The organism is Citrobacter sp. 50677481 (assembly GCF_001463265.1).
GTDB lineage: Bacteria > Pseudomonadota > Gammaproteobacteria > Enterobacterales > Enterobacteriaceae > Citrobacter_A > Citrobacter_A sedlakii.
In genome coordinates this window covers 59,296-84,105 of record NZ_LNHZ01000074.1, presented here as the reverse complement: position 1 = coordinate 84,105, position 24,810 = coordinate 59,296, and the positions used below count along the sequence as shown (strand labels likewise).

24 protein-coding genes are annotated in these 24,810 nt (G+C 56.1%); 9 read left to right on the top strand and 15 right to left on the bottom strand.

All coding sequences use genetic code 11. The annotated features are described in order from the left end of the window. Positions 1-108 precede the first annotated feature (108 nt). The 3 genes from nirC (at position 109) to APU02_RS21570 (ending at position 2,716) form a co-directional block, all read left to right on the top strand. Complete coding sequence (nirC, locus tag APU02_RS21580; RefSeq protein WP_042286332.1) at positions 109-918, top strand: nitrite transporter NirC; 810 nt, start codon at positions 109-111, stop codon at positions 916-918. Between the two features lie 11 nt (positions 919-929). Further along, complete coding sequence (gene cysG, locus APU02_RS21575) at positions 930-2,303, top strand: siroheme synthase CysG (RefSeq protein ID WP_060571193.1); 1,374 nt, start codon at positions 930-932, stop codon at positions 2,301-2,303. A gap of 245 nt (positions 2,304-2,548) precedes the next feature. Next, positions 2,549-2,716 carry a YhfL family protein gene (locus APU02_RS21570; RefSeq protein WP_042286337.1) on the top strand — a complete coding sequence of 56 codons (168 nt, stop codon included), beginning with the start codon at positions 2,549-2,551 and terminating at the stop codon, positions 2,714-2,716. A gap of 69 nt (positions 2,717-2,785) precedes the next feature. Here APU02_RS21570 and trpS read toward each other — a convergent pair whose 3' ends face one another. The 12 genes from trpS to APU02_RS21510 form a co-directional block, all read right to left on the bottom strand. Continuing rightward, on the bottom strand, positions 2,786-3,790 hold the full coding sequence (trpS, locus tag APU02_RS21565) for a tryptophan--tRNA ligase (protein ID WP_042286340.1): 1,005 nt from the start codon (positions 3,788-3,790) through the stop codon (positions 2,786-2,788). Further along, a complete protein-coding gene (gph, locus tag APU02_RS21560) occupies positions 3,783-4,541 on the bottom strand; it encodes a phosphoglycolate phosphatase (RefSeq protein WP_060571192.1) in 759 nt (252 codons plus the stop codon). Before gph ends, trpS begins: the two co-directional genes overlap by 8 nt. Then, positions 4,534-5,211: a ribulose-phosphate 3-epimerase gene (gene rpe / locus APU02_RS21555; RefSeq protein WP_060571191.1), complete on the bottom strand. Its 678-nt coding sequence runs from the start codon at positions 5,209-5,211 to the stop codon at positions 4,534-4,536. Before rpe ends, gph begins: the two co-directional genes overlap by 8 nt. Before the next feature lie 17 nt (positions 5,212-5,228). Beyond that, on the bottom strand, positions 5,229-6,065 hold the full coding sequence (dam, locus tag APU02_RS21550) for an adenine-specific DNA-methyltransferase (protein ID WP_042286349.1): 837 nt from the start codon (positions 6,063-6,065) through the stop codon (positions 5,229-5,231). A 65-nt stretch (positions 6,066-6,130) separates the two neighbouring features. Further along, the gene (gene damX / locus APU02_RS21545) at positions 6,131-7,420 is read right to left on the bottom strand and encodes a cell division protein DamX (RefSeq protein ID WP_060571190.1); all 1,290 of its coding nucleotides are present in this window, start codon (positions 7,418-7,420) and stop codon (positions 6,131-6,133) included. A 97-nt stretch (positions 7,421-7,517) separates the two neighbouring features. Then, complete coding sequence (gene aroB / locus APU02_RS21540) at positions 7,518-8,606, bottom strand: 3-dehydroquinate synthase (RefSeq protein WP_060571189.1); 1,089 nt, start codon at positions 8,604-8,606, stop codon at positions 7,518-7,520. Between the two features lie 80 nt (positions 8,607-8,686). Beyond that, complete coding sequence (aroK, locus tag APU02_RS21535; protein ID WP_042286358.1) at positions 8,687-9,208, bottom strand: shikimate kinase AroK; 522 nt, start codon at positions 9,206-9,208, stop codon at positions 8,687-8,689. A gap of 306 nt (positions 9,209-9,514) precedes the next feature. Then, positions 9,515-10,753 carry a DNA uptake porin HofQ gene (gene hofQ / locus APU02_RS21530; RefSeq protein WP_060571188.1) on the bottom strand — a complete coding sequence of 413 codons (1,239 nt, stop codon included), beginning with the start codon at positions 10,751-10,753 and terminating at the stop codon, positions 9,515-9,517. Continuing rightward, the gene (locus tag APU02_RS21525) at positions 10,665-11,069 is read right to left on the bottom strand and encodes a HofP DNA utilization family protein (RefSeq protein WP_060571187.1); all 405 of its coding nucleotides are present in this window, start codon (positions 11,067-11,069) and stop codon (positions 10,665-10,667) included. Before APU02_RS21525 ends, hofQ begins: the two co-directional genes overlap by 89 nt. Beyond that, a complete protein-coding gene (locus APU02_RS21520; RefSeq protein WP_072197173.1) occupies positions 11,062-11,517 on the bottom strand; it encodes a hypothetical protein in 456 nt (151 codons plus the stop codon). Before APU02_RS21520 ends, APU02_RS21525 begins: the two co-directional genes overlap by 8 nt. After that, complete coding sequence (locus APU02_RS21515; RefSeq protein WP_060571185.1) at positions 11,501-12,040, bottom strand: PilN domain-containing protein; 540 nt, start codon at positions 12,038-12,040, stop codon at positions 11,501-11,503. The genes APU02_RS21520 and APU02_RS21515 overlap by 17 nt, the downstream gene beginning before the upstream one ends. Beyond that, complete coding sequence (locus APU02_RS21510; RefSeq protein ID WP_060571184.1) at positions 12,037-12,819, bottom strand: hypothetical protein; 783 nt, start codon at positions 12,817-12,819, stop codon at positions 12,037-12,039. The genes APU02_RS21515 and APU02_RS21510 overlap by 4 nt, the downstream gene beginning before the upstream one ends. A gap of 120 nt (positions 12,820-12,939) precedes the next feature. Here APU02_RS21510 and mrcA point away from each other — a divergent pair, with 120 nt between their 5' ends. Further along, entirely contained in the window at positions 12,940-15,492 is a 2,553-nt protein-coding gene (gene mrcA / locus APU02_RS21505) for a peptidoglycan glycosyltransferase/peptidoglycan DD-transpeptidase MrcA (protein ID WP_042286376.1), read from the top strand. Between the two features lie 87 nt (positions 15,493-15,579). Here mrcA and nudE read toward each other — a convergent pair whose 3' ends face one another. Next, a complete protein-coding gene (gene nudE, locus APU02_RS21500; RefSeq protein WP_060571183.1) occupies positions 15,580-16,140 on the bottom strand; it encodes an ADP compounds hydrolase NudE in 561 nt (186 codons plus the stop codon). A 324-nt stretch (positions 16,141-16,464) separates the two neighbouring features. Between nudE and igaA the strand changes: the two genes are divergently transcribed. The 5 genes from igaA (at position 16,465) to pckA (ending at position 22,631) form a co-directional block, all read left to right on the top strand. Continuing rightward, the gene (gene igaA, locus APU02_RS21495) at positions 16,465-18,597 is read left to right on the top strand and encodes an intracellular growth attenuator protein IgaA (RefSeq protein WP_042286382.1); all 2,133 of its coding nucleotides are present in this window, start codon (positions 16,465-16,467) and stop codon (positions 18,595-18,597) included. Positions 18,598-18,662: 65 nt separating this feature from the next. Continuing rightward, complete coding sequence (gene yrfG / locus APU02_RS21490; RefSeq protein ID WP_042286384.1) at positions 18,663-19,331, top strand: GMP/IMP nucleotidase; 669 nt, start codon at positions 18,663-18,665, stop codon at positions 19,329-19,331. A 10-nt stretch (positions 19,332-19,341) separates the two neighbouring features. Then, positions 19,342-19,743 carry a ribosome-associated heat shock protein Hsp15 gene (gene hslR, locus APU02_RS21485; RefSeq protein WP_042286386.1) on the top strand — a complete coding sequence of 134 codons (402 nt, stop codon included), beginning with the start codon at positions 19,342-19,344 and terminating at the stop codon, positions 19,741-19,743. A gap of 24 nt (positions 19,744-19,767) precedes the next feature. Next, positions 19,768-20,646: an Hsp33 family molecular chaperone HslO gene (hslO, locus tag APU02_RS21480; protein WP_042286939.1), complete on the top strand. Its 879-nt coding sequence runs from the start codon at positions 19,768-19,770 to the stop codon at positions 20,644-20,646. Positions 20,647-21,011: 365 nt separating this feature from the next. Then, a complete protein-coding gene (gene pckA / locus APU02_RS21475) occupies positions 21,012-22,631 on the top strand; it encodes a phosphoenolpyruvate carboxykinase (ATP) (RefSeq protein ID WP_060571182.1) in 1,620 nt (539 codons plus the stop codon). Positions 22,632-22,712: 81 nt separating this feature from the next. Here pckA and envZ read toward each other — a convergent pair whose 3' ends face one another. Both envZ and ompR read right to left on the bottom strand, forming a co-directional pair. Beyond that, positions 22,713-24,065 (bottom strand): two-component system sensor histidine kinase EnvZ, encoded by a 1,353-nt coding sequence (gene envZ / locus APU02_RS21470; RefSeq protein ID WP_042286390.1) that lies wholly within the window; start codon positions 24,063-24,065, stop codon positions 22,713-22,715. Further along, positions 24,062-24,781 carry a two-component system response regulator OmpR gene (gene ompR / locus APU02_RS21465; protein ID WP_001157751.1) on the bottom strand — a complete coding sequence of 240 codons (720 nt, stop codon included), beginning with the start codon at positions 24,779-24,781 and terminating at the stop codon, positions 24,062-24,064. Before ompR ends, envZ begins: the two co-directional genes overlap by 4 nt. Positions 24,782-24,810: the final 29 nt, after the last annotated feature.

Below are 24,810 nucleotides of genomic sequence, written 5' to 3'. Positions count from 1 at the left end.
GGAGGCGCAACGCCTCCCTTTTTTGACGTTTTTTTCATTGTTAATTGTGTTCACAACGTCATTTGTGCGGCAGCGCAGAGGCTGAAGTGAAAAGGGATAATCAATACTATGTTTACTGACACTATCAATAAATGCGCGGCTAACGCTGCGCGTATCGCACGCCTGTCGGCAAAAAACCCGCTGGGATTCTGGGTAAGCTCTGCAATGGCGGGAGCCTACGTTGGCCTTGGCATCATCTTGATCTTCACGCTGGGCAACCTTCTTGATCCTTCTGTACGACCACTGGTGATGGGCGCTACCTTTGGCATCGCCTTAACGCTGGTGATCATCGCCGGTTCTGAACTTTTTACCGGGCATACTCTGTTCCTGACGCTCGGCGTCAAGGCAGGCACCATCACCCACGGTCAGATGTGGGCGATTCTGCCGCAAACCTGGCTCGGCAATCTGGTCGGCTCCGTGTTTGTCGCACTGATGTACAGTTGGGGCGGCGGCAGCCTGCTGCCGGTTGATACCAGCATTGTGCACTCCGTGGCGCTGGCGAAAACCACCGCGCCAGCCACGGTTCTGTTCTTTAAAGGCGCGCTGTGCAACTGGCTGGTATGTCTGGCGATCTGGATGGCGATTCGCACCGAAGGCGCCGCCAAATTTATGGCGATCTGGTGGTGCCTGCTGGCGTTTATCGCCTCCGGCTACGAGCACTCCGTGGCGAACATGACGCTATTTGCCCTCTCCTGGTTCGGTCACCATAGCGAAGCCTACACTCTGGCAGGAATAGGGCATAATCTGCTGTGGGTGACTCTTGGCAATACTTTGTCCGGTGTCGTATTCATGGGATTAGGTTATTGGTATGCTACGCCAAAATCGGAGCGTCCCGTTCCGGCGAAAATTAACCAAACTGAGAATCTGATCAGTGATTAAGGGGTAATGTCGTGGACCATTTGCCTATATTTTGTCAACTCCGTGACCGCGACTGTTTGCTTGTCGGCGGTGGTGATGTCGCAGAACGCAAAGCGCGGCTGCTGCTGGACGCGGGCGCGCGTTTAACGGTGAATGCGCTGGCGTTTGATCCGCAGTTCACCGTATGGGCAAATGAGGGCATGTTAACCCTGGTTGAAGGGCCCTTTGATGAAACCCTTCTTGACCCCTGCTGGCTGGTGATTGCCGCCACGGATGATGATGCGGTTAACCAGCGCGTCAGCGATGCGGCAGAATTGCGCCGAATCTTCTGTAACGTGGTGGACGCGCCGAAAGCCGCCAGCTTCATCATGCCGTCAATTATCGACCGTTCGCCGCTGATGGTGGCGGTCTCCTCGGGCGGCACCTCACCGGTGCTTGCCCGCCTGCTGCGCGAAAAGCTGGAATCCCTGCTGCCTCAGCATCTCGGTCAGGTCGCACATTACGCCGGAACACTGCGCTCACGCGTGAAGCAGCAGTTCACCACCATGGGCGAACGCCGTCGCTTCTGGGAAAAATTCTTCGTTAACGATCGTCTGGCGCAGTCGCTGGCTAACACCGACGAAAAAGCAGTGGCGGACGTCACCGAGCAGTTACTTAACGAGCCGTTGGATCATCGCGGTGAAGTGGTGCTGGTGGGAGCAGGGCCGGGCGATGCCGGCCTTCTGACCCTGAAAGGACTGCAACAGATCCAGCAGGCCGACGTGGTGGTGTACGACCGTCTGGTGTCAGACGACATCATGAACCTTGTGCGTCGCGACGCGGATCGCGTATTCGTCGGCAAACGCGCGGGCTACCACTGCGTACCGCAGGAGGAAATTAATCAGATCCTGCTGCGCGAAGCGCAAAAAGGCAAACGCGTGGTGCGTCTGAAAGGCGGCGATCCGTTTATCTTTGGTCGCGGTGGCGAAGAGCTGGAAACCCTCTGCCATGCGGGCATTCCGTTCTCGGTGGTGCCGGGAATTACCGCCGCCTCCGGGTGCTCTGCATACTCCGGGATCCCGCTGACCCATCGCGATTACGCGCAGAGCGTCCGTCTGGTCACCGGCCACCTGAAGACCGGCGGCGAGCTGGACTGGGAAAACCTGGCGGCAGAAAAACAGACGCTGGTGTTTTACATGGGCCTGAATCAAGCCGCTACTATTCAACAGAAATTGATCGAATTCGGTATGCAGGCGGATATGCCCGTCGCACTGGTAGAAAACGGCACCGCAGTAAAACAGCGAGTGGTGAAAGGCGAACTCGCACAATTAGGCGAGCTGGCGACGCAGGTAGAAAGTCCTGCATTAATTATCGTGGGTCGCGTCGTCGGATTACGCGAAAAGCTAAACTGGTTCTCCAACCATTAATACTGTCTGAACACGAAGGCCAGCACTGTCTGGCCTTTTTTATTGCCGTCCGGAATAAACGTCCGGAATCATACCTTCTTATAACCGCATGAATTTAAAGACATAAGCATCTTACCCCGGTTTATTTCTCCATTCCCTTACTGACGCAAAAAATAGATTACGCTATCGTCGAATCCGGGTGGGGAAAATATATTCACCACCCCTATCATTAGTTAAAAATTATATTTTTTACATAGGAAATGTAAATGAACAAGTTTATTAAAATGGCACTGGTGGGCGCAGCGCTGGCTACCCTGACGGCATGTACGGGTCACGTTGAAAACCGCAATAAAACCTGCTCTTATGACTACCTGCTGCACCCGGCCATTTCTATTTCCAAAATTATTGGCGGCTGTGGTCCAACCGCAGAGTAATAGACTCTGAAAAATTGCGCAGATACAAAAAAACCGGGGCTTCCCGGTTTTTTCGTTTTTCGCGTGTTATTACGGTTTGGCGACAAACCCAATCGCTTCGTACACCGCTTTTAGCGTTTCAGAAGCCCTCGCGCTGGCTTTTTCCGCCCCTTCTTTCATCACTTTCTGCAGGAACGCTTCGTCGTTGCGGAAGCGGTGATAACGTTCCTGAAGCTCGGTCAGCATGCCGGAAACGGCTTCCGCCACTTCGCCTTTCAGATGGCCATACATTTTGCCTTCAAAGTGTTTTTCCAGCTCAGGGATGCTCTGACCGGTGACGGCTGAAAGGATGTCCAGCAGGTTAGATACGCCCGCTTTATTCTGAGTATCGTAACGCACGACCGGCGGCTCGTCGGAGTCGGTCACCGCGCGTTTGATTTTCTTAACCACCGATTTCGGATCTTCCAGCAGACCAATCACGTTGTTGCGGTTGTCGTCTGACTTGGACATCTTCCTGGTCGGCTCCAACAGCGACATCACGCGCGCGCCTGACTTCGGAATAAACGGCTCAGGCACTTTGAAGATCTCGCCATACAGCGCGTTGAAACGCTGCGCAATATCGCGGCTCAGTTCGAGGTGCTGTTTCTGGTCTTCGCCGACCGGGACCTGGTTAGTCTGATACAGCAAAATATCGGCAGCCATCAGCACCGGATAATCAAACAGACCGGCGTTGATGTTTTCGGCGTAGCGCGCAGACTTGTCTTTAAACTGGGTCATGCGGCTCAATTCACCGAAATAGGTGTAGCAGTTCAGCGCCCAGGCCAGCTGCGCGTGCTCCGGCACGTGAGACTGAACAAAGATGGTGCTTTTCTCAGGATCGATACCGCACGCAAGGTACAGCGCCAGGGTGTCCAGCGTCGCTTTGCGCAGTTGCTGTGCATCCTGACGCACGGTGATGGCATGCTGGTCAACGATGCAGTAGATACAGTGGTAGTCATCCTGCATGTTCACCCACTGACGCAGCGCACCCATGTAGTTGCCAATGGTCAATTCACCTGAGGGCTGTGCGCCACTAAAAACGATGGGCTTAGTCATTTTTCGATTCCTGATTTTCGCTATGCGGAAGCCCGAGAGCGGGCAGAAGTTCATTTATGCGGTCGTACATGAGGTCAGGCTGGCTCAGAGAGATCGGCTCGCCGTAGTTATAGCCGTAGGTGAGTCCTGCTGACGGGCAACCTGCCGCTTTTGCAGCCTGAATATCATTACGCGAATCCCCGACAAAGAGCAATTGCTCAGGCGAAATACCGAGCTTACTTGCCACCATCAGCAGCGGATCCGGATGCGGTTTTTTGTTTTTCACGTCGTCACCGCCGATAACCACGCTGAAATATTTGCTGATATCCAGCGCGTCCAGCAGCGGCGCGACAAACGGCGTCGGTTTGTTGGTCACCAGACCTAACGGCAGCCCTTTCGCGTGCAGCGCGCCCAGCGTGTCGGCGACATCAGGGAATAAAAACGTCCCTTCTTCAGCCACATCGCCATAGTATCTGTCGAACAGCTTGCGCAGAATGCGGACCTGTTCTTCGGCGGGGATATCATCATCGACGGGGGGTTTGCCCTGGGACTGACGTAACGTGGCGCGCTCCTGACGGGCCCAGGCAAGCGCACGCGCCATTAATACGTCCGCGCCGTTACCTATCCAGGCGATCACGCGTTCTTCGCCTGCCGTCGGCAGTTCCAGCGCGTACAGCGCCATATCCACCGCGGCGGTTAATCCCGGCGCGCTGTCGACCAGCGTGCCGTCGAGGTCGAAGGCGACGCCCCGAATATCCTGCAATTTATCCATGACTTACCTTTGCCAGTTCACGGCGCATTTCATCAATGACTTTTTTGTAGTCAGGCTGATCGAAAATAGCGGAGCCTGCAACGAACATATCTGCTCCCGCCGCCGCGATTTCACCGATGTTGTTTACCTTCACACCACCGTCAACTTCGAGACGAATGTCGTAGCCGGACTCATCGATACGGCGACGCACTTCACGCAGCTTGTCCAGCGTTTGCGGAATAAACGACTGGCCGCCAAAACCCGGGTTTACGGACATCAGCAGGATCACATCCAGCTTATCCATCACGTAATCGAGATAACTCAGCGGCGTTGCCGGGTTGAAGACCAGACCCGCCTTACAGCCATGTTCTTTAATCAGTTGCAGCGTGCGGTCAACGTGTTCAGAGGCTTCCGGATGAAAAGTAATAATGCTGGCGCCTGCGGCGGCAAAGTCCGGGACAATGCGATCAACCGGCTTCACCATCAGATGCACGTCAATGGGTGCGGTAATGCCGTATTTGCGCAGAGACTTCAGCACCATCGGGCCGATAGTCAGGTTGGGGACGTAGTGGTTGTCCATCACATCGAAATGCACGACATCCGCACCGGCAGCCAGTGCTTGTGCGGTGTCCTCACCCAGGCGGGCAAAATCAGCCGACAGAACTGAGGGGGCAATCAAATACTGTTTCATCCGCTTCTCCTTGAGAATTATTTTTTCGCGGGTGAAACGACTCCTGGTTTGTACAGAGCCAGCAGTTCGTCCACCTTTTTACGTGTGCCGCCGTTGCTGCTTATACTGCGTCGCACTTTGACCTGAAAATGTTTTGCCGCTTTATACCACTCACGCGTATCGGGCGTGTCGTGGTTCGAAATTAGCACCGGGATCCGCTTACTGACCAGCTTTTCCGCCATCTGAGCCAGGTGCGCCTGCTCTTTGGGACTGAAGCTATTGGTGTGGTAAGCGGTAAAATTCGCCGTCGCCGACAGCGGCGCATAAGGCGGATCGCAATAGACAACCGAATTGCTATCCGCGCGATTCATGCACTCTTCATAAGAGAGGCAATGAAACTCTGCATTCTGCGCTTTTTGGGCAAAGTGATACAGCTCAGCTTCCGGGAAGTAAGGTTTTTTATAACGGCCAAAAGGGACGTTAAATTCACCGCGCAGATTGTAACGACACAGGCCATTGTAGCCATAGCGGTTCAGATACAGAAACAGCACCGCGCGACGGAAGGGATCTTCACTGGAATTGAACTCCTCGCGCAGTTGGTAGTAAACCTCAGCGAGATTTGTTTCGGGCGTAAACAGCTCGCGGGAAGCCTGCACGTACTCGTCGGTACGTGTTTTCACAATGTTGTAGAGGCTGATAAGGTCACTGTTAATATCGGAAAGGATATAACGCGAAAAGTCGGTGTTGAGAAACACCGACCCGGCCCCAACGAAGGGTTCGACCAGACATTCGCCCTTTGGTAAATGCCTTTTAATATCATCCAGCAGGGGGTACTTTCCCCCTGCCCACTTCAGAAAAGCGCGATTTTTTTTCATGCTGACTAACTAATTACACCTTCTCCGGCTGTGGAGAAAGCTCCGACAGCATCCTGCGCTTAACATTACTTGAGATCGGCTTGAACCTGATGCAACGGTTTAGCCCACGGATTTTTTGCCTGCACATCGGCTGGCAGCGTAGACACTGCGCGTTTTGCCTCGTCCTTCGAGGCATAGACGCCCGTTACAAGAACATACCACGGCTGACCATTACGCGTCGTCTGATATACCACATAGTTTTTCAGATTCTCTTTCTTCGCCCAACCGTTCAGGTTGTCGTAGTTAGAAGAACTGCTCAACTGCAGCGTGTAATGACCGGACGGCGCTGACTTGAGAGAACCGACGTTACCGGTGCTTTTCGTTCCACCGGCGCTCCCTGTCGTTGCCACTGGCGTGGTCTGAGCCGGGGCGGCTTTCTGCACAGGCGTGGCGCTCGCCGTGGCCTTAGGCGCTGTCGTCGCGGCTGGCGCGGACGTTGCCGGTTTAGACGTTGCTGTCGGTTCGGCACGCTTCGGCTGGGTCACCGGCTTTGGTTCTGCTGGTGTCGCTTTCGCGGTTGTCTGCGGTTTCTTCGGCTCAATCACCGCCTGCTTCCGCTCCGGACGGGACGGCGTCGGACGTTCCGCTGTCGGCGCGGTTGCCGTCTGACGCGGCGCGTTGCCGTTACGAACCGGCGCCACGGTAGCGGGTTCAGTCGGCAGCGTCGAGTTCACTACCACATTGTTCATCTGTTCCTGACCCTGCGGCTGGGTCAGCGCATTATTCAGGTCACCCTGAACTTCAACACGCTGCTGGCCTTCTGCCGTGGCTGGAGCCTGCCCCTGCGTTGGCGTTGAGGAGATCGGCGGCAAAGAGACGTCCTGCGGGGAATTCCCTGCGGTCTGCTCGGCGGATGTAGCGCCTGGCGCAGGCTGCGCCCCGTTAGCCTGGTCTGCGGCATTGCCGGAAAGATCGATGCTCTTTTCGCCTGAGGCCGTTTGTGCGTTGGAAGAAGGCGTGGATGGCGCTTTCAGCGCGGAGCCAATTCCGATGATCAGTAGCAACAGCACCAGCACCCCTACGCCCATCATCATGTACTGACGGGAAGCGGGTTTACTGGCCGCTTTTTTACGCTTACGTGGACGACGCTCAACGCGTTCTTCATCCACACTTTCGTCATCGGATTCGTATTCTTCTGGTTCCGGCTCATCAAGACGCTCTTTGCGTCCGCGAGTGGGACGACGATCGTCCGCGTCCAGATCAACATCATCAAAGTTGATCTGCGGCTCACCGCGTTCAGAAGATTGACGAGAACGACCAGGGCGACGATCGCTGGGATCGGGTTTCAGCTCGTCTTCTGGTTTGAATTCATCCATTTAACACCCCACTCAAAGGTTAATGCTTACTACGTTGCACCAAACCTGAATTTAAATGGCCGATACGTGTGCCGTATCAGTCCGACCTTTCTTGTTGTTACGCCTGCTGGCAATCAGCGATAGCGTTAAGAACCACCTCATGCGACACTCCGCCGCGGACTTCACTTTTCCCTATCGCCAGCGGAAGCACTAAGCGTATTTCTCCCGCTAACACTTTTTTATCACGCAGCATGTGCGGCAGGTAAGCCTGCGCGGACATGTCTCGCGGACCGTGAACCGGCAATCCGGCGCGCTCAAGTAAGGTGATAATGCGCTGCGTCTCTGCTGGCGTAAACTGCCCGAGCCGTTCCGAAGTGCGCGCCGCCATTACCATACCTGCTGCGACCGCTTCACCGTGTAACCAATTGCCATAACCCATTTCAGCTTCAATAGCATGGCCGTAGGTGTGTCCCAGATTGAGTAAAGCACGTAAGCCGGTTTCGCGCTCGTCTGCTGCGACAACTTCGGCTTTCAGCTCACAACAACGACGAATACAGTACGCCATCGCCGGGCCGTCGAGACGCAGCAACGCATCCAGGTTTTCTTCCAGCCAGTGGAAAAATTCACCATCAAGGATGATGCCGTATTTGATCACTTCCGCAAGGCCAGACGCCAGCTCGCGCGCGGGCAGCGTTTTCAGGCAGTCGAGATCCACGACCACGGAGGCGGGCTGATAAAACGCGCCGATCATATTCTTGCCGAGAGGGTGGTTGACGGCGGTTTTACCGCCAACGGAGGAGTCAACCTGCGACAGAAGCGTCGTTGGAACCTGAATGAAGCGCACGCCGCGCTGATAGCTGGCGGCGGCGAAACCGGTCAGATCGCCAATCACGCCGCCGCCAAGGGCGACCAGTGTCGTATCACGACCGTGCGGTTTTTGCAGCAAGGCGGTAAACACGGTATCCAGCACCGTCAGGCTTTTATACTGCTCGCCGTCAGGCAGGATGACGCTATCAACGTTGACACCCGCATGTTCAAGTACGCTGCGAATCTTATCAAGATAGAGGGGAGCCAGGGTTTCGTTGGTGACCAACATAACCTGATCGCCCGATTTCAGCGGTAAGAAAGAAGCCGGTTCGTCAAACAAACCAGCCGCGATGGTGATAGGGTAACTACGTTCCCCGAGAGTGACGGTGATCCTCTCCATGACGCGACATCCACCTTAATAGCTAATACCCGCTTACCGAGTGTGTATTAAGAGCCTAATGGGCCAGGCTCAAGCCGGAATCAGTTGTTTTCCAGCATATGAATGATCTGATTTGCAACGACTTTCGCGCTCTGATCGTCGGTACGAATGGTGACGTCAGCAATCTCCTCATACAGTGGATTGCGTTCGTCGGCCAACGCTTCCAGAACTTCGCGAGGCGGCGCTTCCACCTGCAACAGCGGACGTTTTTTATCGCGCTGCGTACGCGCAAGTTGTTTTTCGATGGTCGTTTCGAGGTAAACCACGACGCCACGTGCGGAAAGACGATTACGGGTTTCACGTGATTTAACAGAGCCACCGCCGGTTGCCAGCACAATACCCTGTTTTTCCGTCAATTCGTTAATGACTTTCTCTTCACGATCGCGGAAGCCGTCTTCACCTTCTACGTCGAAGACCCAGCCCACATCAGCTCCGGTGCGTTTCTCAATCTCTTGATCAGAATCGTAAAATTCCATATTGAGTTGTTGAGCTAACTGGCGCCCAATGGTGCTTTTTCCGGCACCCATAGGCCCAACCAGAAAGATATTGCGTTTCTCTGCCATTTTTTCGGTACTACTAAGACTGATCGTTAATGATAAACCCGCTTCGCCGACACTGAGCGCAGCAGGACATGAACTGAAACCTCATAAGATATTGCGAGAGTCAGACTGAAAATTATCTCAATACTCAAGCGGGTTTGGCAACTGAATAAATCACCAAACCAGATTGTAGACAACCCGAGTCAGCGTTGCCGGACGGCGATGAGAAGTACCGACTCTCAAATCGGTACTCCTTGTATGCTAAATAGTTGCGCACGTCAAACCCCTGAAACGAGTTAAGTGCAAAAACACCGGTGTTTCATGCATAAATCATTCTGTCGAGACCAATCTGGGGGTAATGAAGACCACCAGTTCACGGCGCTCATTTTCTTTCCCGTCATGGCGAAAAAGCTGCCCAAGCCAGGGAATGTCGCCTAGCAACGGCACGCTGTCTTTACCGGATTTATTCTTACGCGAGAAAATGCCGCCCAGCGCCAGCGTTTCGCCGCTTTTCACCTCAACCTGCGTTTCGATCTCCTGTTTGTCGATAGCCAGCACTTCGCCGTCGGCCTGTTGCAGCACCTGCCCCGGCATGTTCTGGCTGATATGCAGTTTAAGGCGAATCCGCCCCTTTGCCAGCACCGTAGGCGTCACTTCCATTCCCAGCACCGCTTCTTTGAACTCGACTGACGTGGCGCCGCTTTCGCCGCTGGAAACCTGGTAGGGGATCTCGCTTCCCTGCTTTATGCTGGCGGGTTGTAAATGCGAGGCCAACAGGCGCGGGCTGGCAATGATATCAAGTTGCTGTTTTTGCTCCAGTGCGGAAAGCTCCAGATCCAACATGCGCCCATCTATTCGCCCGATATTAAACCCCACGCGCGCTGTCGCCGCGGCAACGGACAGGTCGCCCGCCAGGGCTGTCACCTGCCCTACGCTGCCCGCCTGCTGAGCGTCGGCCAGCGTCCATTTGACGCCCAGTTCGCGCAGGCTTTTCTCGTTTATGGTCACGATATGCGCCGCCAGTTCGACCTGCCCGACCGGAAGATCCATCTGTCCTGCCCAGTGTTCAAGCAATGACAGCGCCGGTCGGGTGTCTCTGACCAGCAGCCGGTTGGTGCGTTTATCCACCGTGATGCTGCCCCGGGGGCTCAGCAGCGCACTCCCCGCTTTCGCTAACTCACCGGCGTCGGCATAGTGCAGCGGGATAGGGCGATTTTCCAGCGGCAGGCTGGCCTGTCGCCTCGCGTTTTCCGCTTCCCGACGCGCCGCCTCTGCGCTCCGCCAGTCGGCGGAATGGATATGCATAATCGAACCGTCCTGACGCAACACTAAACCCGCGCTTTTTACCACCGTCTGTAACGCCTGCTGCCAGGGCACGTCCGTCAGATGCAGCGACACCGCGCCGCTAACGTCCGGCGAGATCACCAGATTTTTACGCTCCTGCTCGGCAAGCGCCTGTAACACCTGGGCTACCGGCACATCATCCACCACCAGAGTGACGCTCTGTGCCTTTCCGGCCTGTGCCGGATGCAATATGGCTAACAGTACCGCCAGTATCCAATGCCTCATCAACGTCTCCTTGTCTTTGCCATCGCCATTGCGGCGGGTCACATTCTGTTCCCGTCTGAACGGTTAATGTCTGCTCGTTGAGCTGAATGACCGTCCAGCCGGTATCAAGCACCGTATTCAGCTCAACCCGCCGCCATCGATGTTCGCTGTCGCGCAGCAGCCCGATATGTCGCTCCCCTTTTCCAACCACGCCCTGATACCGCCACTGCGCCAGTGTAGAGGAATGGCAGCGATCCTCTGGCTGGCGAAAGGGATCGCGCATCCCGGTCAGGAGCAATAGCGAGATAACCGCCAGAAGCCAGTGCCTGTTAGTCATGAAGCGACTCCAGCGTAAGCGTCAGCAGCAGTGCGTTTTTCTCCGCCGTCAGGGAAAAACCGTTGACCGAGATTCCGCGTTCTGCGAGATACGCAAATAGCGAAGGAATCGCCTCCCACTTTGCGCGCAGCGCCAGTTCTCCGCCCTGCGTCGATGGCTGCCAGTGGCGCAGGCGCAATCCCGGCAACGCGATAGCGAGCGGTGAGAATGGCGCGGTATTAGCCGTCGTTAACGCAGGGATACGCGCCGCCGACTCTGCAAGGCGATGCAGGCTTTGCCAACGTTGAGCGTTCGCCGCCCGCTGCTGCGCCAGCGATGCGCCGCTTTCCACGGGTGAAAGAAACAGGCAATACGCCGCCAGCGCGCTCAGGGCTAATGTCCAGCACGCCCAGCAAACGGCCCGTATCCGTGGCGATAACGCACACCAGAAATCAAAGAGCGCTATCATGCGTATCTCTCTCTGTCAGGCGATATTCAAAGAGCCAGTGTCCCTGCTCGTTCTGATGCGTCCCGCCAGTGTGGCTGATGACAAAGGTCCGGGAGCCCCGCAGCGTTGTCTCCAGCGCACTTAATGCCGCATAGGTGAGCGTTTTACCACTCAGCGCCAGCGTACTTTGCCTGTACTCGATCTTTGTCAGCCAGGCCTGTTCAGGAAGATGCTGCGCCAGCGCGCGTAGCGCAGACTGCCACCGCCGGGTAGCCTTTCGCCCTTTCTCCTGCGCTATGGCCTGCTGCGTCTGCATCTGGCGCCGTTGCAGATGCGGTTTTATGGCAGTCAGCGCCGCCATCCGTTGGTTTTCAGCCTGCAATAACTGCGCATCCACCCGCCCGTTAACGTTTCGGGTGGCATACCCCATTATGCCTGCCGCGAGTGCCAGCGCGGCGGATGCGCCAAACATGACGCCCCAGAAACGCAGGCAGGCCCTGCGTCGGCGCTGTCGCCAGGGCAGAAAATTGACAGATGACGTCATGCGCGCGCGTCTCCCAGCGCAAGCCCAAGCGCGACGGCGAAGGCGTGGCCTTCTTCAGGGACAGGAGGCTGGCGAACTGAAATCGCCTGCCACGGATCAAACTGCGCTTTCGCACACAGCGCCACGGCGTCTGGCGTAAGGGAAAGAGACGCGGAAAGCCCATCGACAGACGCCACCTCCGCCACCGTTTTGCGCCCCCAGGCGTACCGCGTCGCCCAAAGCCACTGCGTCTCATCGCGCCAGGCCACGCAGGATTGCGTGGGAGGAAGAAAAGGCAGCAGTCGTTGCAGCGCGCAAGCATCTGGTGTGATAGCCGCGACCTGGATCCGGAGCGTTTGCGCGAGCGTTAACAAGGTGGAGACTTCTTTGTCCTGGGCGGCTGTTACCGTAAACGCGGGGGCCAGCGCATCTTCGCTGTAGTCAAAACGCAGGGCGTCCGGGTCCATATCCAGTTCGCGCGCCAGCGAGCCCGTCAGCCACGCTGTTTGCTCTCGTTCGCGTAAGGACATCGACGGTCGGGGAAATGTCTTTTGCCGCGTACGGCTGGCGGGAAACGAGAGATGAACCTGATGTCGCTGCGGCAGTTCACGGCTCCAGGCGTGGAGCGCCGCGGCAAGCGGTTCCGGGTCGTGCATGTGCCCTTCCTGCAAGGTGGATTGCGCCAATGGGATACGCCACCAGCGCTGAAGCGACCACCCCGACGCGCCGCGCACAACGGCCACCGCCAGCGCTTCACGTTGTTGAATATGCAAGCCAATTTGCCAGATTTTAAAAGCCATCGCTGATGATCTCCTTATCACCCGTCGCTCTTACGGGTATATCAATGCGTCAGGCTTGCCTTTATACTACCGCGCGGTTGTTTATAAACTGCCCAAATGAAACTAAATGGGAAATCTCCAGTGAAGTTCGTAAAGTATTTATTGATCCTTGCAGTATGTTGCATCCTGCTGGGAGCAGGCTCGATTTATGGTCTGTATCGTTATATTGAGCCGCAATTGCCTGACGTCGCGACGCTCAAAGATGTACGCCTGCAGATTCCGATGCAGGTGTACAGCGCGGACGGCGAGCTGATCGCCCAATATGGCGAGAAGCGTCGTATTCCGGTCACGCTGAACCAGATCCCGCCGGAAATGGTGAAAGCGTTTATCGCGACGGAAGACAGTCGTTTCTATGAGCATCACGGAGTGGACCCGGTGGGGATCTTCCGTGCGGCCAGCGTCGCGCTGTTTTCCGGCCATGCGTCGCAGGGAGCGAGTACCATTACTCAGCAGCTCGCGAGAAACTTTTTCCTGAGTCCGGAGCGCACGCTGATACGTAAGATCAAGGAAGTGTTCCTCGCCATCCGCATTGAGCAAATGCTGAACAAGGACGAAATTCTTGAGCTTTATCTGAACAAGATCTATCTGGGATACCGCGCCTACGGCGTCGGTGCGGCGGCGCAGGTTTACTTTGGTAAGTCTATCGATCAACTCACCTTAAGCGAAATGGCGGTGATTGCCGGTCTACCGAAAGCGCCTTCAACGTTCAACCCGCTCTATTCGATGGATCGCGCGACAGCGCGCCGCAACGTAGTGCTGTCACGCATGTTGAGCGAAGGCTACATCACCCAGGCGCAGTACGACCAGGCGCGTGATGAGCCGATCGACGCCAATTACCACGCCCCGGAAATCGCCTTCTCCGCCCCGTATCTGTCCGAAATGGTGCGTCAGGAAATGTACGCCCGTTACGGCGAAAACGCCTATGAAGACGGATATCGCATTTACACCACGATCACCCGCAAAGTGCAGCAGGCCGCCCAGCAGGCGGTACGCAATAACGTGCTGGACTATGACATGCGCCACGGCTACCGCGGTCCGGCGAGCGTGCTGTGGAAAGTGGGCGAAACGGCGTGGGACAGTAAGAAAATCACCGACACGCTGAAAGCCCTGCCAACCTACGGCCCGCTGCTCCCCGCCGTGGTCACCAGCGCGAATCCGCAGGAAGCCACTGCGGCGCTGGCGGATGGCTCATCGGTTGCGCTACGTATGGAAGGCATTCGTTGGGCGCGCCCGTACCGTTCGGATACCCAGCAGGGGCCGACGCCGCGTAAAGTCACCGACGTTATCCAGACGGGCCAGCAAATCTGGGTACGCAAGATGGGCGATGCCTGGTGGCTGGCGCAGGTGCCGGACGTGAACTCGGCGCTGGTGTCGATCAATCCTAAAGATGGCGCGGTACTGGCGCTGGTGGGCGGTTTTGACTTCAACCAGAGCAAGTTCAACCGCGCGACTCAGGCACTGCGTCAGGTCGGTTCCAACATTAAGCCGTTTCTCTATACTGCGGCGATGGATAAAGGCCTGACGCTGGCGAGCATGCTGAACGATGTGCCGATTTCTCGCTGGGATGCCGGCGCCGGTTCCGACTGGCGTCCGAAAAATTCCCCGCCGCAGTATGCCGGTCCGATCCGTCTGCGTCAGGGTCTGGGACAGTCGAAAAACGTGGTAATGGTGCGCGCGATGCGTGCGATGGGCGTGGATTACGCGGCAGAATACTTACAGCGCTTCGGGTTCCCGGCACAGAACATTGTGCATACCGAATCGCTGGCGCTGGGTTCGGCCTCCTTTACGCCGTTACAGGTGGCGCGCGGCTATGCGGTGATGGCGAATGGCGGCTTCCTGGTCGATCCGTATTTCATCAGCAAGATTGAAACCGACCAGAACGGCGTAATTTTTGAGGCGAAGCCCAAAATTGCCTGCCCGGAATGTGATATCCCGGTGATTTACGGCGATACGCAGAAATCGAACGTTCTGGAAAACAGCAACGTGGAAGATGTCGCGGTCTCAGGCGAGCAGCAAAATGCCGCTGTGCCAATGCCAAAACTGGAGCAGGCAAACCAGGCGCTGGTGGCGCAGACGGGCGCGCAGGAATATGCGCCGCACGTCATTAACACCCCGCTGGCTTTCCTGATCAAAAGCGCGCTGAACACCAATATCTTCGGTGAACCCGGCTGGATGGGGACCGGCTGGCGCGCGGGCCGCGATCTTAAGCGTCACGATATCGGCGGGAAAACCGGAACCACCAACAGTTCGAAAGACGCATGGTTCTCCGGCTACGGCCCGGGCGTGGTGACGTCGGTATGGATTGGGTTCGATGACCACCGTCGCGATCTCGGACGTACCACCGCTTCCGGCGCGATAAAAGATCAGATCTCCGGCTACGAAGGCGGCGCAAAGAGCGCGCAACCGGCGTGGGATGCTTACATGAAAGCGGTACTGGAAGGCGTGCCTGAAGAGCCGCTAACCCCGCCGCCGGGCATTGTGACGGTGAATATCGATCGCAGCACCGGGCAGTTGGCTAACGGCGGCAACAGCCGGGCGGAATATTTCATTGAAGGCACCCAGCCAACGCAACAGGCGGTGCATGAGGTGGGCACCACCATTATCGACAATGGCGAAACGCACGAACTGTTCTGATCAAAAAAGGCGCTCCGGCGCCTTTTTTATTGTTGCCGATGACCCGTTCTGAACACCGTGTTAGCCATTTTTGCGGGAAAGCGCGTATCAGAGCCTTCCCTGTCCTTTCAGCCATTCACGCACCAGAAATAGCGCGCTCACGTTACGCGCTTCGGTAAAATCAGGATCTTCCAGCAGATCCATCAGATGCGCCAGCGGCCAGCGCACCTGCGGCAGCGGTTCCGGCTCATCTCCTTCCAACGACTCCGGATACAGACCTTCTGCCACCACGATGTTCATTTTGCTGGAGAAATAGGAGGGGGCCATGCTGAGCTTTTTCAAAAACGTCAGATCCTTCGCGCCAAAACCGACTTCTTCTTTAAGCTCCCGGTTTGCAGCCTCGAACACGCTCTCGCCCGGGTCGATCAACCCTTTGGAAAAACCCAACTCGTAGGATTCGGTTCCCACTGCGTATTCGCGAATCAGAATCACATGATCGTCAACAATCGGCACAATCATAACCGCTTCACGATTGGTAGGACGCATCCGCTCATAAACGCGGCGCACGCCGTTACTGAATTCGAGATCCACACTTTCCACGCTAAAAAGCCGCGATTGCGCGACTGTTTCGACATGCAGAATGGTGGGTTTTTGTAATGATTTGCTCATCGTGAGAATCTTTGCCGTGGAATCTACCGTCATTGTGCGATACGCAACACGGTTTCGGCAATGTGAATTGCCGTTTATTTACATCTTTGTAACCTAATAAAAATATAATTCCTATTTCAAATTAAAAGTCAATAGGTTGAAATACGTCCAGGAATTTGCTGATATTCCGCTTTTGCTGGTTTTGCTATCATCAGCATTCACTGGGATGCGCTGAAAAATGCTCAAGTTCAACTCCATGCTTGCCGATAGCCAACCACAGAATCACGTTTATTGTGACAGGGTGCGACTGACCACGCCTGACAGATTAAGTAAGATGGGGAAAGCATGAGCACCATTCTGATTTTTTTAGCGGCGTTACTGGTCGGCCTGTTGCTGGTCTGGTGGCGGTTCACTGTGCGCGCCAGGCGGCGTAAGCTGCCGTGGAGCCATGCGTTCTCTGACGCGGCGACCCGCAAGCTCACGGCGGACGAACGCAGCGCCGTGGAAAACTATCTGGAAAGCCTGAGCCAAATCCAACGGGTTCCCGGCCCGACAGGCGCCAGCGCGGCGCCGGTCTCCCTGACGCTGAATGCTGAAAGCCAAAACGTCATTATTCTGACGCACTCGATCACCCGTTACGGCATTACCACCGACGATCCCAATAAATGGCGCTATTACCTCGATTCCGTCGAGGTCCATCTGCCGCCGTTCTGGGAACAATACATTAATGACGAAAATAACGTCGAGCTGATCCATACCGATACCTTGCCGCTGGTGATCTCCCTGAACGGCCATACGCTGCAAGAGTATATGCAGGAGGCGCGCGGCTATGCGCTACAGCCAGCCAGTTCAACGCAAGCGTCGATCCGTGGCGAAGAAAGCGAGCAGATCGAACTGCTGAATATTCGTCAGGAAACCCACGAAGAGTACGCACTGAGCCGCCCTGCGGGATTCCGTGAAGCGCTACTGATTGTCGCCTCTTTCCTGCTGTTCTTTTTCTGCCTGATCACCCCAGACGTTTTTGTGCCGTGGATGGTTGGCGGTGCCGTTTTGCTGCTGGTCGCTGGCTTGTGGGGACTGTACGCCCCGCCGTCGAAATCAGCGCTCCGGGAGATTCACTGTCTGCGCGGTACCCCCCGTCGCTGGGGACTGTTTGGCGAAAATAACCAAGAGCAAATTAACAATATTTCGCTCGGCATTATCGACCTGGTTTATCCACCGCACTGGCAGCCGTGGATAACGCAGGACTTAGGCCAGCAAACGGATATTGATATTTATCTTGATCGCCACGTCGTGCGCCAGGGGCGTTTTTTATCCCTGCACGATGAAGTAAAAAACTTCCCGCTCCAGCACTGGGTGCGCAGTACCGTTATCGCCGGTGGCTCTTTGCTGGTGCTGATCATGCTGCTGTTCTGCATCCCGCTGGATATGCCAATCAAGTTCACGCTATCCTGGATGAAAGGCGCGCAAACCGTTGAGGCAACCAGCGTAAAGCAGCTTGCAGACGCGGGCGTGCGCGTGGGCGACACGCTGAATATTCGCGGTACGGGAATGTGTAATATTCATGCCAATGGCACCTGGAGCGCCCAGACGAATTCGCCGTTTATGCCGTTCGACTGCTCGCAAATCATCTGGAACGACGCGGCTGCGCTGCCGTTACCGGAGTCCGATCTGGTCAACAAGGCCACGGCGCTGTCGCAGGCGGTTAACCGTCAACTGCATCCTAAGCCGGAAGATGAATCCCGCGTCAGCGCGGCGTTACGTTCGGCGATTCAGAAATCAGGGATGGTGTTGATTGATGACTTTGGCGATATCGTGTTGAAAACCGCAGATTTGTGCGCGGCAGAAGATGAATGTGTGCGTTTGAAAAACGCGCTGGTAAATCTGGGGAACAGCAAAGACTGGAGCGCGCTGGTTAAACGGGCCAACACCGGTAAGCTGGATGGCGTAAACGTTCTGCTGCGTCCGGTCAGCGCGGAGTCGCTTGATAATCTGGTCGCCACCTCAACGGCGCCCTTTATCGCCCGCGAGACTGCCCGCGCCGCCCAGTCGCTGAACAGCCCCGCGCCGGGCGGATTTCTGATCGTCAGTGACGAAGGCAGCGATCTCGTCGATCAGCCGTGGCCTGCTGTTTCGCTGTACGATTACCCGCCGCAGGAGCAGTGGAACGCCTTCCAGCGTCTGGCGCAAATGCTGATGAAAACGCCGTTTAGCGCCGAGGGGATCGTCACCAATATCTATACTGACGCCAACGGCACGCAACACATCGGCCTGCACCGTATTCCGGATCGCTCCGGACTATGGCGCTATCTCGGCACCACGTTACTGATGCTGACGATGCTGGTCAGCGCCGTCTATAATGGCGTGCAGGCTTTCCGTCGCTATCAGCGTCACCGCACCCGCATGATGGAAATTCAGGCGTATTATGAAAGCTGTCTGAATCCCAAGCTCATTGCCTCTCCGGATAGCCTCATCTGATACCCTGTCTGCGCGACGGGATGTGCTACCCTGTCGCGCAACGCGTTTCACTCTGGAGAGTTCCCATGCATATGAATATTGCCTGGCAGGACGTCGATACCGTTCTGTTAGACATGGACGGCACACTGCTCGATCTGGCATTTGATACCTTCTTTTGGCAAAAACTGGTGCCCGAAACCTACGGCGCACAGCAAGGGATCTCGCCGCAGGAAGCGCAGGCCCATATCCGTCAGGAGTACCATGCGGTTCAGCATACGCTAAACTGGTACTGTCTTGATTACTGGAGCGAGCGTCTGGGGCTGGATATCTGCGCGATGACGACGGCGATGGGGCCACGCGCCGTCCTGCGCGACGATACAGTGCCTTTTTTAGAGGCTTTAAAAGCCTGCGGCAAGCGTCGTATTTTGCTGACCAACGCGCATCCACATAATCTGGCGGTGAAGCTGGAGCATACCGGCCTGGCCTCGCACCTTGATTTATTACTTTCCACCCACACATTTGGTTATCCCAAAGAGGATCAGCGGTTATGGCGCGCTGTTGCCGAAGAAACGGGACTGGACGCCGAAAAAACGCTGTTTATCGACGATAGCGAACCGATTCTCGACGCAGCGGCGACGTTTGGCATTCGTTATTGCCTCGGCGTGACGAACCCCGATTCTGGCGTAGCGGAAAAACAGTATCTCCGTCATCCGTCATTGAATGACTACCGCCGGCTGATCCCCTCACTGTTGTGAAGGAGACGCCATGAAAGAGAAGCCCTCAACTGAGGTCAGACTGGACAAATGGCTATGGGCCGCGCGTTTTTACAAAACCCGCGCGCTGGCTCGCGAAATGATTGAAGGCGGCAAAGTTCACTATAACGGGCAGCGCAGTAAGCCGGGCAAGATAGTCGAACTGAACGCGACCCTGACGTTACGCCAGGGCAATGACGAACGTACGGTGGTGATCAAAGGGATCACTGAGCAGCGTCGGCCGGCCAGTGAGGCCGTCGCCCTGTATGAAGAAACAACGGAAAGCGTCGAGAAACGCGAAAAAATGGCGCTGGCGCGTAAACTTAACGCACTGACGATGCCGCATCCGGACCGACGTCCGGACAAAAAAGAGCGCCGCAACCTGTTACGATTTAAACACGGCGACAGTGAGTGACTGTCGTCTGCAAGAGATATGATTATGCCGCAACATGACCAATTACACCGCTATCTGTTCGAAAACTTTGCCGTGCGCGGCGAGCTGGTGACCGTATCGGAAACCCTGCAACAGATCCTGGAAAACCACAGCTACCCGCAGCCGGTAAAAACGGTGCTGGCTGAGCTGCTGGTCGCCACCAGCCTGCTGACCGCGACGCTGAAGTTTGCCGGTGATATCACCGTGCAACTGCAGGGCGACGGCCCGCTGAGCCTGGCGGTGATCAACGGCAACAATAACCAGCAGATGCGCGGCGTCGCGCGTGTGCAGGGCGATGTGCCGGAAAACGCCGATCTGAAAACGCTGGTGGGGAACGGCTATCTGGTGATCACGATTACGCCGGAAGAAGGCGAGCGCTATCAGGGCGTGGTCGGGCTGGAAGGCGACACTCTGGCGGCCTGCCTGGAAGATTACTTCCTGCGCTCCGAGCAGTTACCGACCCGCCTGTTTATTCGCACTGGCGATGTTGACGGTAAAGCCGCCGCAGGCGGTATGCTGCTGCAGGTGATGCCTGCGCAAAACGCTCAGGCGGATGATTTTGATCATCTGGCGACGCTGACAGAAACCATCAAGGCAGAAGAGCTGCTGACCCTGCCGGCTAACGATGTACTGTGGCGTTTGTACCACGAAGAAGAGGTGACCCTCTACGATCCGCAGGACGTGGAATTCAAATGCACCTGTTCGCGTGAACGCTGCGCGGGCGCGCTGAAAACCCTGCCGGACGCGGAAGTGGATAGCATACTGGCGGAAGAAGGCGAGATCGACATGCACTGCGACTATTGCGGCAGCCATTATCTGTTCAACGCGATGGATATTGCGGAAATCCGTAACAACGCCTCCCCTGCCGATCCGCAGGTGCATTAATCCTCCTTTCTGAAAAACCGGATGGCGGCCTGACGCCCCATCCGGTCCTTTCGACAAATGCCTGATTTTTTATTTCGTGATGAATCGATATTTCGTATGTAAGACTTACGTAAATTTCTTACGTGAATGCGATTACACTCACAACATTTCCGTCAAAAACACTCTGTTTTAACGTTTTAGGAACATTTTCCACAACAAAAAGTCCTTTCCTGCCATAATAACCGCCGCTTCGTGACAGGAGTCACAGCGTTTTCAGTCAATCGTGATTTTGTCCAGATAAGTAAATCTATGAGCCTTGTCGCGGTTAACGACCCTCAAAAAACCTTACTATTCCAGGTAATACATATTGGCTAAGGAGCAGTGATATGCGCGTGAAACGATTAACCCCGCAAGATCTCAAGGCTTATGGTATCAACGACGTTCAGGATATCGTTTACAACCCCAGCTACGAAACGCTCTACCAGGAGGAGCTTGACCCTTCTCTGGAAGGCTACGAGCGTGGCGTTCTGACGGACCTCGGCGCCGTTGCCGTTGATACCGGTATTTTCACCGGACGTTCACCAAAGGATAAGTACATTGTCCGTGATGACACCACGCGTGACACGCTCTGGTGGTCCGACAAAGGAAAAGGCAAGAACGACAACAAACCGCTTTCCCAGGAAACCTGGCAGCACCTGAAAGGGCTGGTAACGCAGCAGCTCTCCGGTAAACGCCTGTTTATCGTTGATGCCTTCTGTGGCGCGAACGCCGACACCCGTCTTTCCGTTCGCTTCATTACCGAGGTGGCCTGGCAGGCACATTTCGTGAAGAACATGTTTATCCGCCCGAGCGATGAAGAACTGGAAGGCTTCGAGCCTGACTTTATCGTAATGAACGGTGCGAAATGCACCAACCCGCAGTGGAAAGAGCAGGGTCTGAACTCCGAGAACTTCGTGGCGTTCAACCTGACCGAGCGGATCCAACTGATCGGCGGAACCTGGTACGGCGGCGAAATGAAGAAAGGGATGTTCTCGGTGATGAACTACCTGCTGCCGCTGAAAGGCATCGCGTCTATGCACTGCTCCGCCAACGTCGGCGAGAAAGGTGACGTGGCAGTCTTCTTCGGCCTGTCCGGCACCGGGAAAACCACCCTTTCCACCGACCCGAAACGTCGCCTGATTGGCGATGATGAGCACGGCTGGGACGACGACGGCGTGTTTAACTTCGAAGGCGGCTGCTACGCGAAAACCATCAAGCTGTCGAAAGAGGCTGAACCCGAGATTTACAACGCGATCCGCCGCGATGCGCTGCTGGAGAACGTTACCGTTCGTGCCGACGGTTCGATTGATTTTGATGACGGTTCGAAAACAGAGAACACCCGCGTTTCTTATCCTATCTATCACATCGAGAACATCGTCAAACCGATCTCTAAAGCGGGTCATGCCACGAAGGTGATCTTCCTGACCGCCGACGCGTTTGGCGTGCTGCCGCCGGTTTCTCGCCTGACGGCTAACCAGACGCAGTACCATTTCCTGTCTGGCTTTACCGCCAAACTGGCCGGTACCGAACGCGGCGTAACCGAACCGACGCCAACCTTCTCTGCCTGCTTCGGCGCAGCGTTCCTGTCGCTGCATCCGACCCAGTATGCGGAAGTGCTGGTAAAACGCATGCAGGCCGCAGGCGCGCAGGCGTACCTGGTCAACACCGGCTGGAACGGCACCGGCAAACGTATCTCGATCAAGGATACCCGCGCCATCATCGACGCCATCCTGAACGGTTCGCTGGACGATGCGGAAACCTTCAGCCTGCCGATGTTCGATCTGGCGATCCCGACCGAACTGCCGGGGGTGGATACGCGCATTCTCGACCCGCGTAATACCTACGCGTCGCCGGAACAGTGGCAGGAAAAAGCCACCGCGCTGGCGAAACTGTTCATTGAGAACTTCGAGAAGTACACCGATACGCCTGCAGGCGCCGCGTTGGTCAGCGCAGGTCCGAAGCTGTAACTGACATGACCGGATGACGGCATACGGTACAGCGTTACCGGCTGTTACCACAACAAAGGGGAGGCTAAATGCCTCCCCTTTTTATGCCTCTTTCGTGGTTCCCTGGACACGCGCCACGGGAACGGGCAGCCAGGCGCGGATAGAAAGGCCGCCGCGCTCGCTGGTGCCGATTTCCAGCATACCGTTATGGTTGTCAACAATGCGTTGCACGATCGCCAATCCGAGTCCGGTGCCGCTGGTGCTGCGCGCGCTGTCGCCGCGCACAAACGGCTGGAACAGGTATTTCCGCTGTTCGGGCTTGATGCCCGGCCCGTCGTCTTCCACCTGAAACCACGCCCGATGCTGTTCCGTACCGCTGCTAACCTTAATCCAACCGTTTCCGTAGCGGGCGGCGTTCACCACCATATTGGCGAGCGCGCGCTTGATAGAGAGCGGGTGCATTTTCAGTTGAATGCTGCCTGGCTGTAGCGCGGTTTCAATTTCACGCTCGTAGCCGCTCTCCGCCGCCACAACCTCGCCGAGCACCGCATTGAGATCGGCCATTTCCATCGGCATCTCCTGGCCGGTACGCAGGTAGTCGATGAACTGCTCAATGATCGCGTTACACTCTTCGATATCTTTGTTGATCGACTCCGCAAGATAACCATCCTGCTCCCCCATCATCTCCGTGGCCAGACGAATGCGCGTCAGCGGGGTGCGAAGATCGTGGCTGACGCCAGCCATGAGCAGCGTACGGTCGTCGGCAAGCTGCTTCACCCCGGCCGCCATATGGTTGAAGGCGCGAGTTACCGAGCGCACTTCGGACGCGCCGTACTCACGCAGCGGCGGCGGAATAATCCCTTTACCGACCTGTAATGCGGCATGTTCAAGATCCACTAACGGTCGGTTCTGGATTCGGATAAACAGCCACGCCCCGCCTATCGCCAGCAGCATAATCGCCAGCGTATAGCGAAACAGCGGCGAGAAATCGCCCTGATGAATTTCCGTTAAGGGTACGCGCACCCAGATATTGGGTGACAGCCAGGTTTTCAGCCAGACGACAGGCGAACTCTTGTTAACCTCAACGCGCACTTCCGTCGGGCCGCCCAGCTGCTGCGCCATCTGATGGCTTAAAAACTCATAATGTTGCGCCCAACGCAGCCCTGCCTCTTCGGCGGCCTCGTTGGAATAGAGAGAAATTCCCAGCTCACGGTAAATTTCCCGTCGAAAAGCGGGGGGCACCACCAGTTGCGTACCGTCCTCCAGTTGCAGCTTGTCGGTCATCAGCATACGCACTTCGTACGCCAGCACCTTGTTAAACTGCTGGAGGCTCGGCAGAATCGCAAAGTTCAGCACCACCAGATAGGTCGTCACCAGGCTGACAAACAGCAACGTGACGATGAGCAACAGCGTGCGGGCAAATGAACTTCGTGGCGAGAAGCGCATTCGCCTCATGCTTTAGAACCGTCCGGCACGAAAACGTAGCCCAGACCCCACACGGTCTGAATGTAGCGCGGATGCGCCGGATCCTCTTCCACCATGCGGCGCAGACGGGAAATCTGCACGTCAATGGAACGTTCCATCGCGGAATACTCGCGACCACGCGCCAGGTTCATCAGCTTATCGCGGGAAAGCGGTTCACGCGGGTGGCTCACCAGCGCTTTCAGCACCGCGAACTCTCCGCTGGTGAGCGGCATCGGCTCATCTTCACGGAACATTTCGCGGGTGCCGAGGTTCAGTTTGAACTTACCAAAGGCAATGACCGCTTCTTCCTGGGAAGGCGCGCCCGGCAGCTCGTTGGCCTGACGGCGCAGCACCGCGCGAATACGCGCCAGCAGTTCACGTGGGTTAAACGGTTTCGGGATGTAATCATCGGCGCCGATTTCCAGGCCGACGATGCGGTCAACTTCTTCCCCTTTCGCCGTCACCATGATGATCGGCATCGGGTTGCTCTGGCTGCGCAGGCGGCGGCAAATTGACAGACCATCTTCACCCGGCAGCATGAGATCCAGTACCATAAGGTGAAAAGATTCACGGGTCAGCAGACGATCCATTTGCTCAGCGTTCGCGACGCTTCGAACCTGGAAGCCCTGCTCGGTAAGATAACGCTCCAGCAGCGCACGCAGACGCATGTCGTCATCCACCACCAGAATTTTATAGTTCTCTTGCATTGTTTGTACTCCCAAAGGTTCGCAACAAT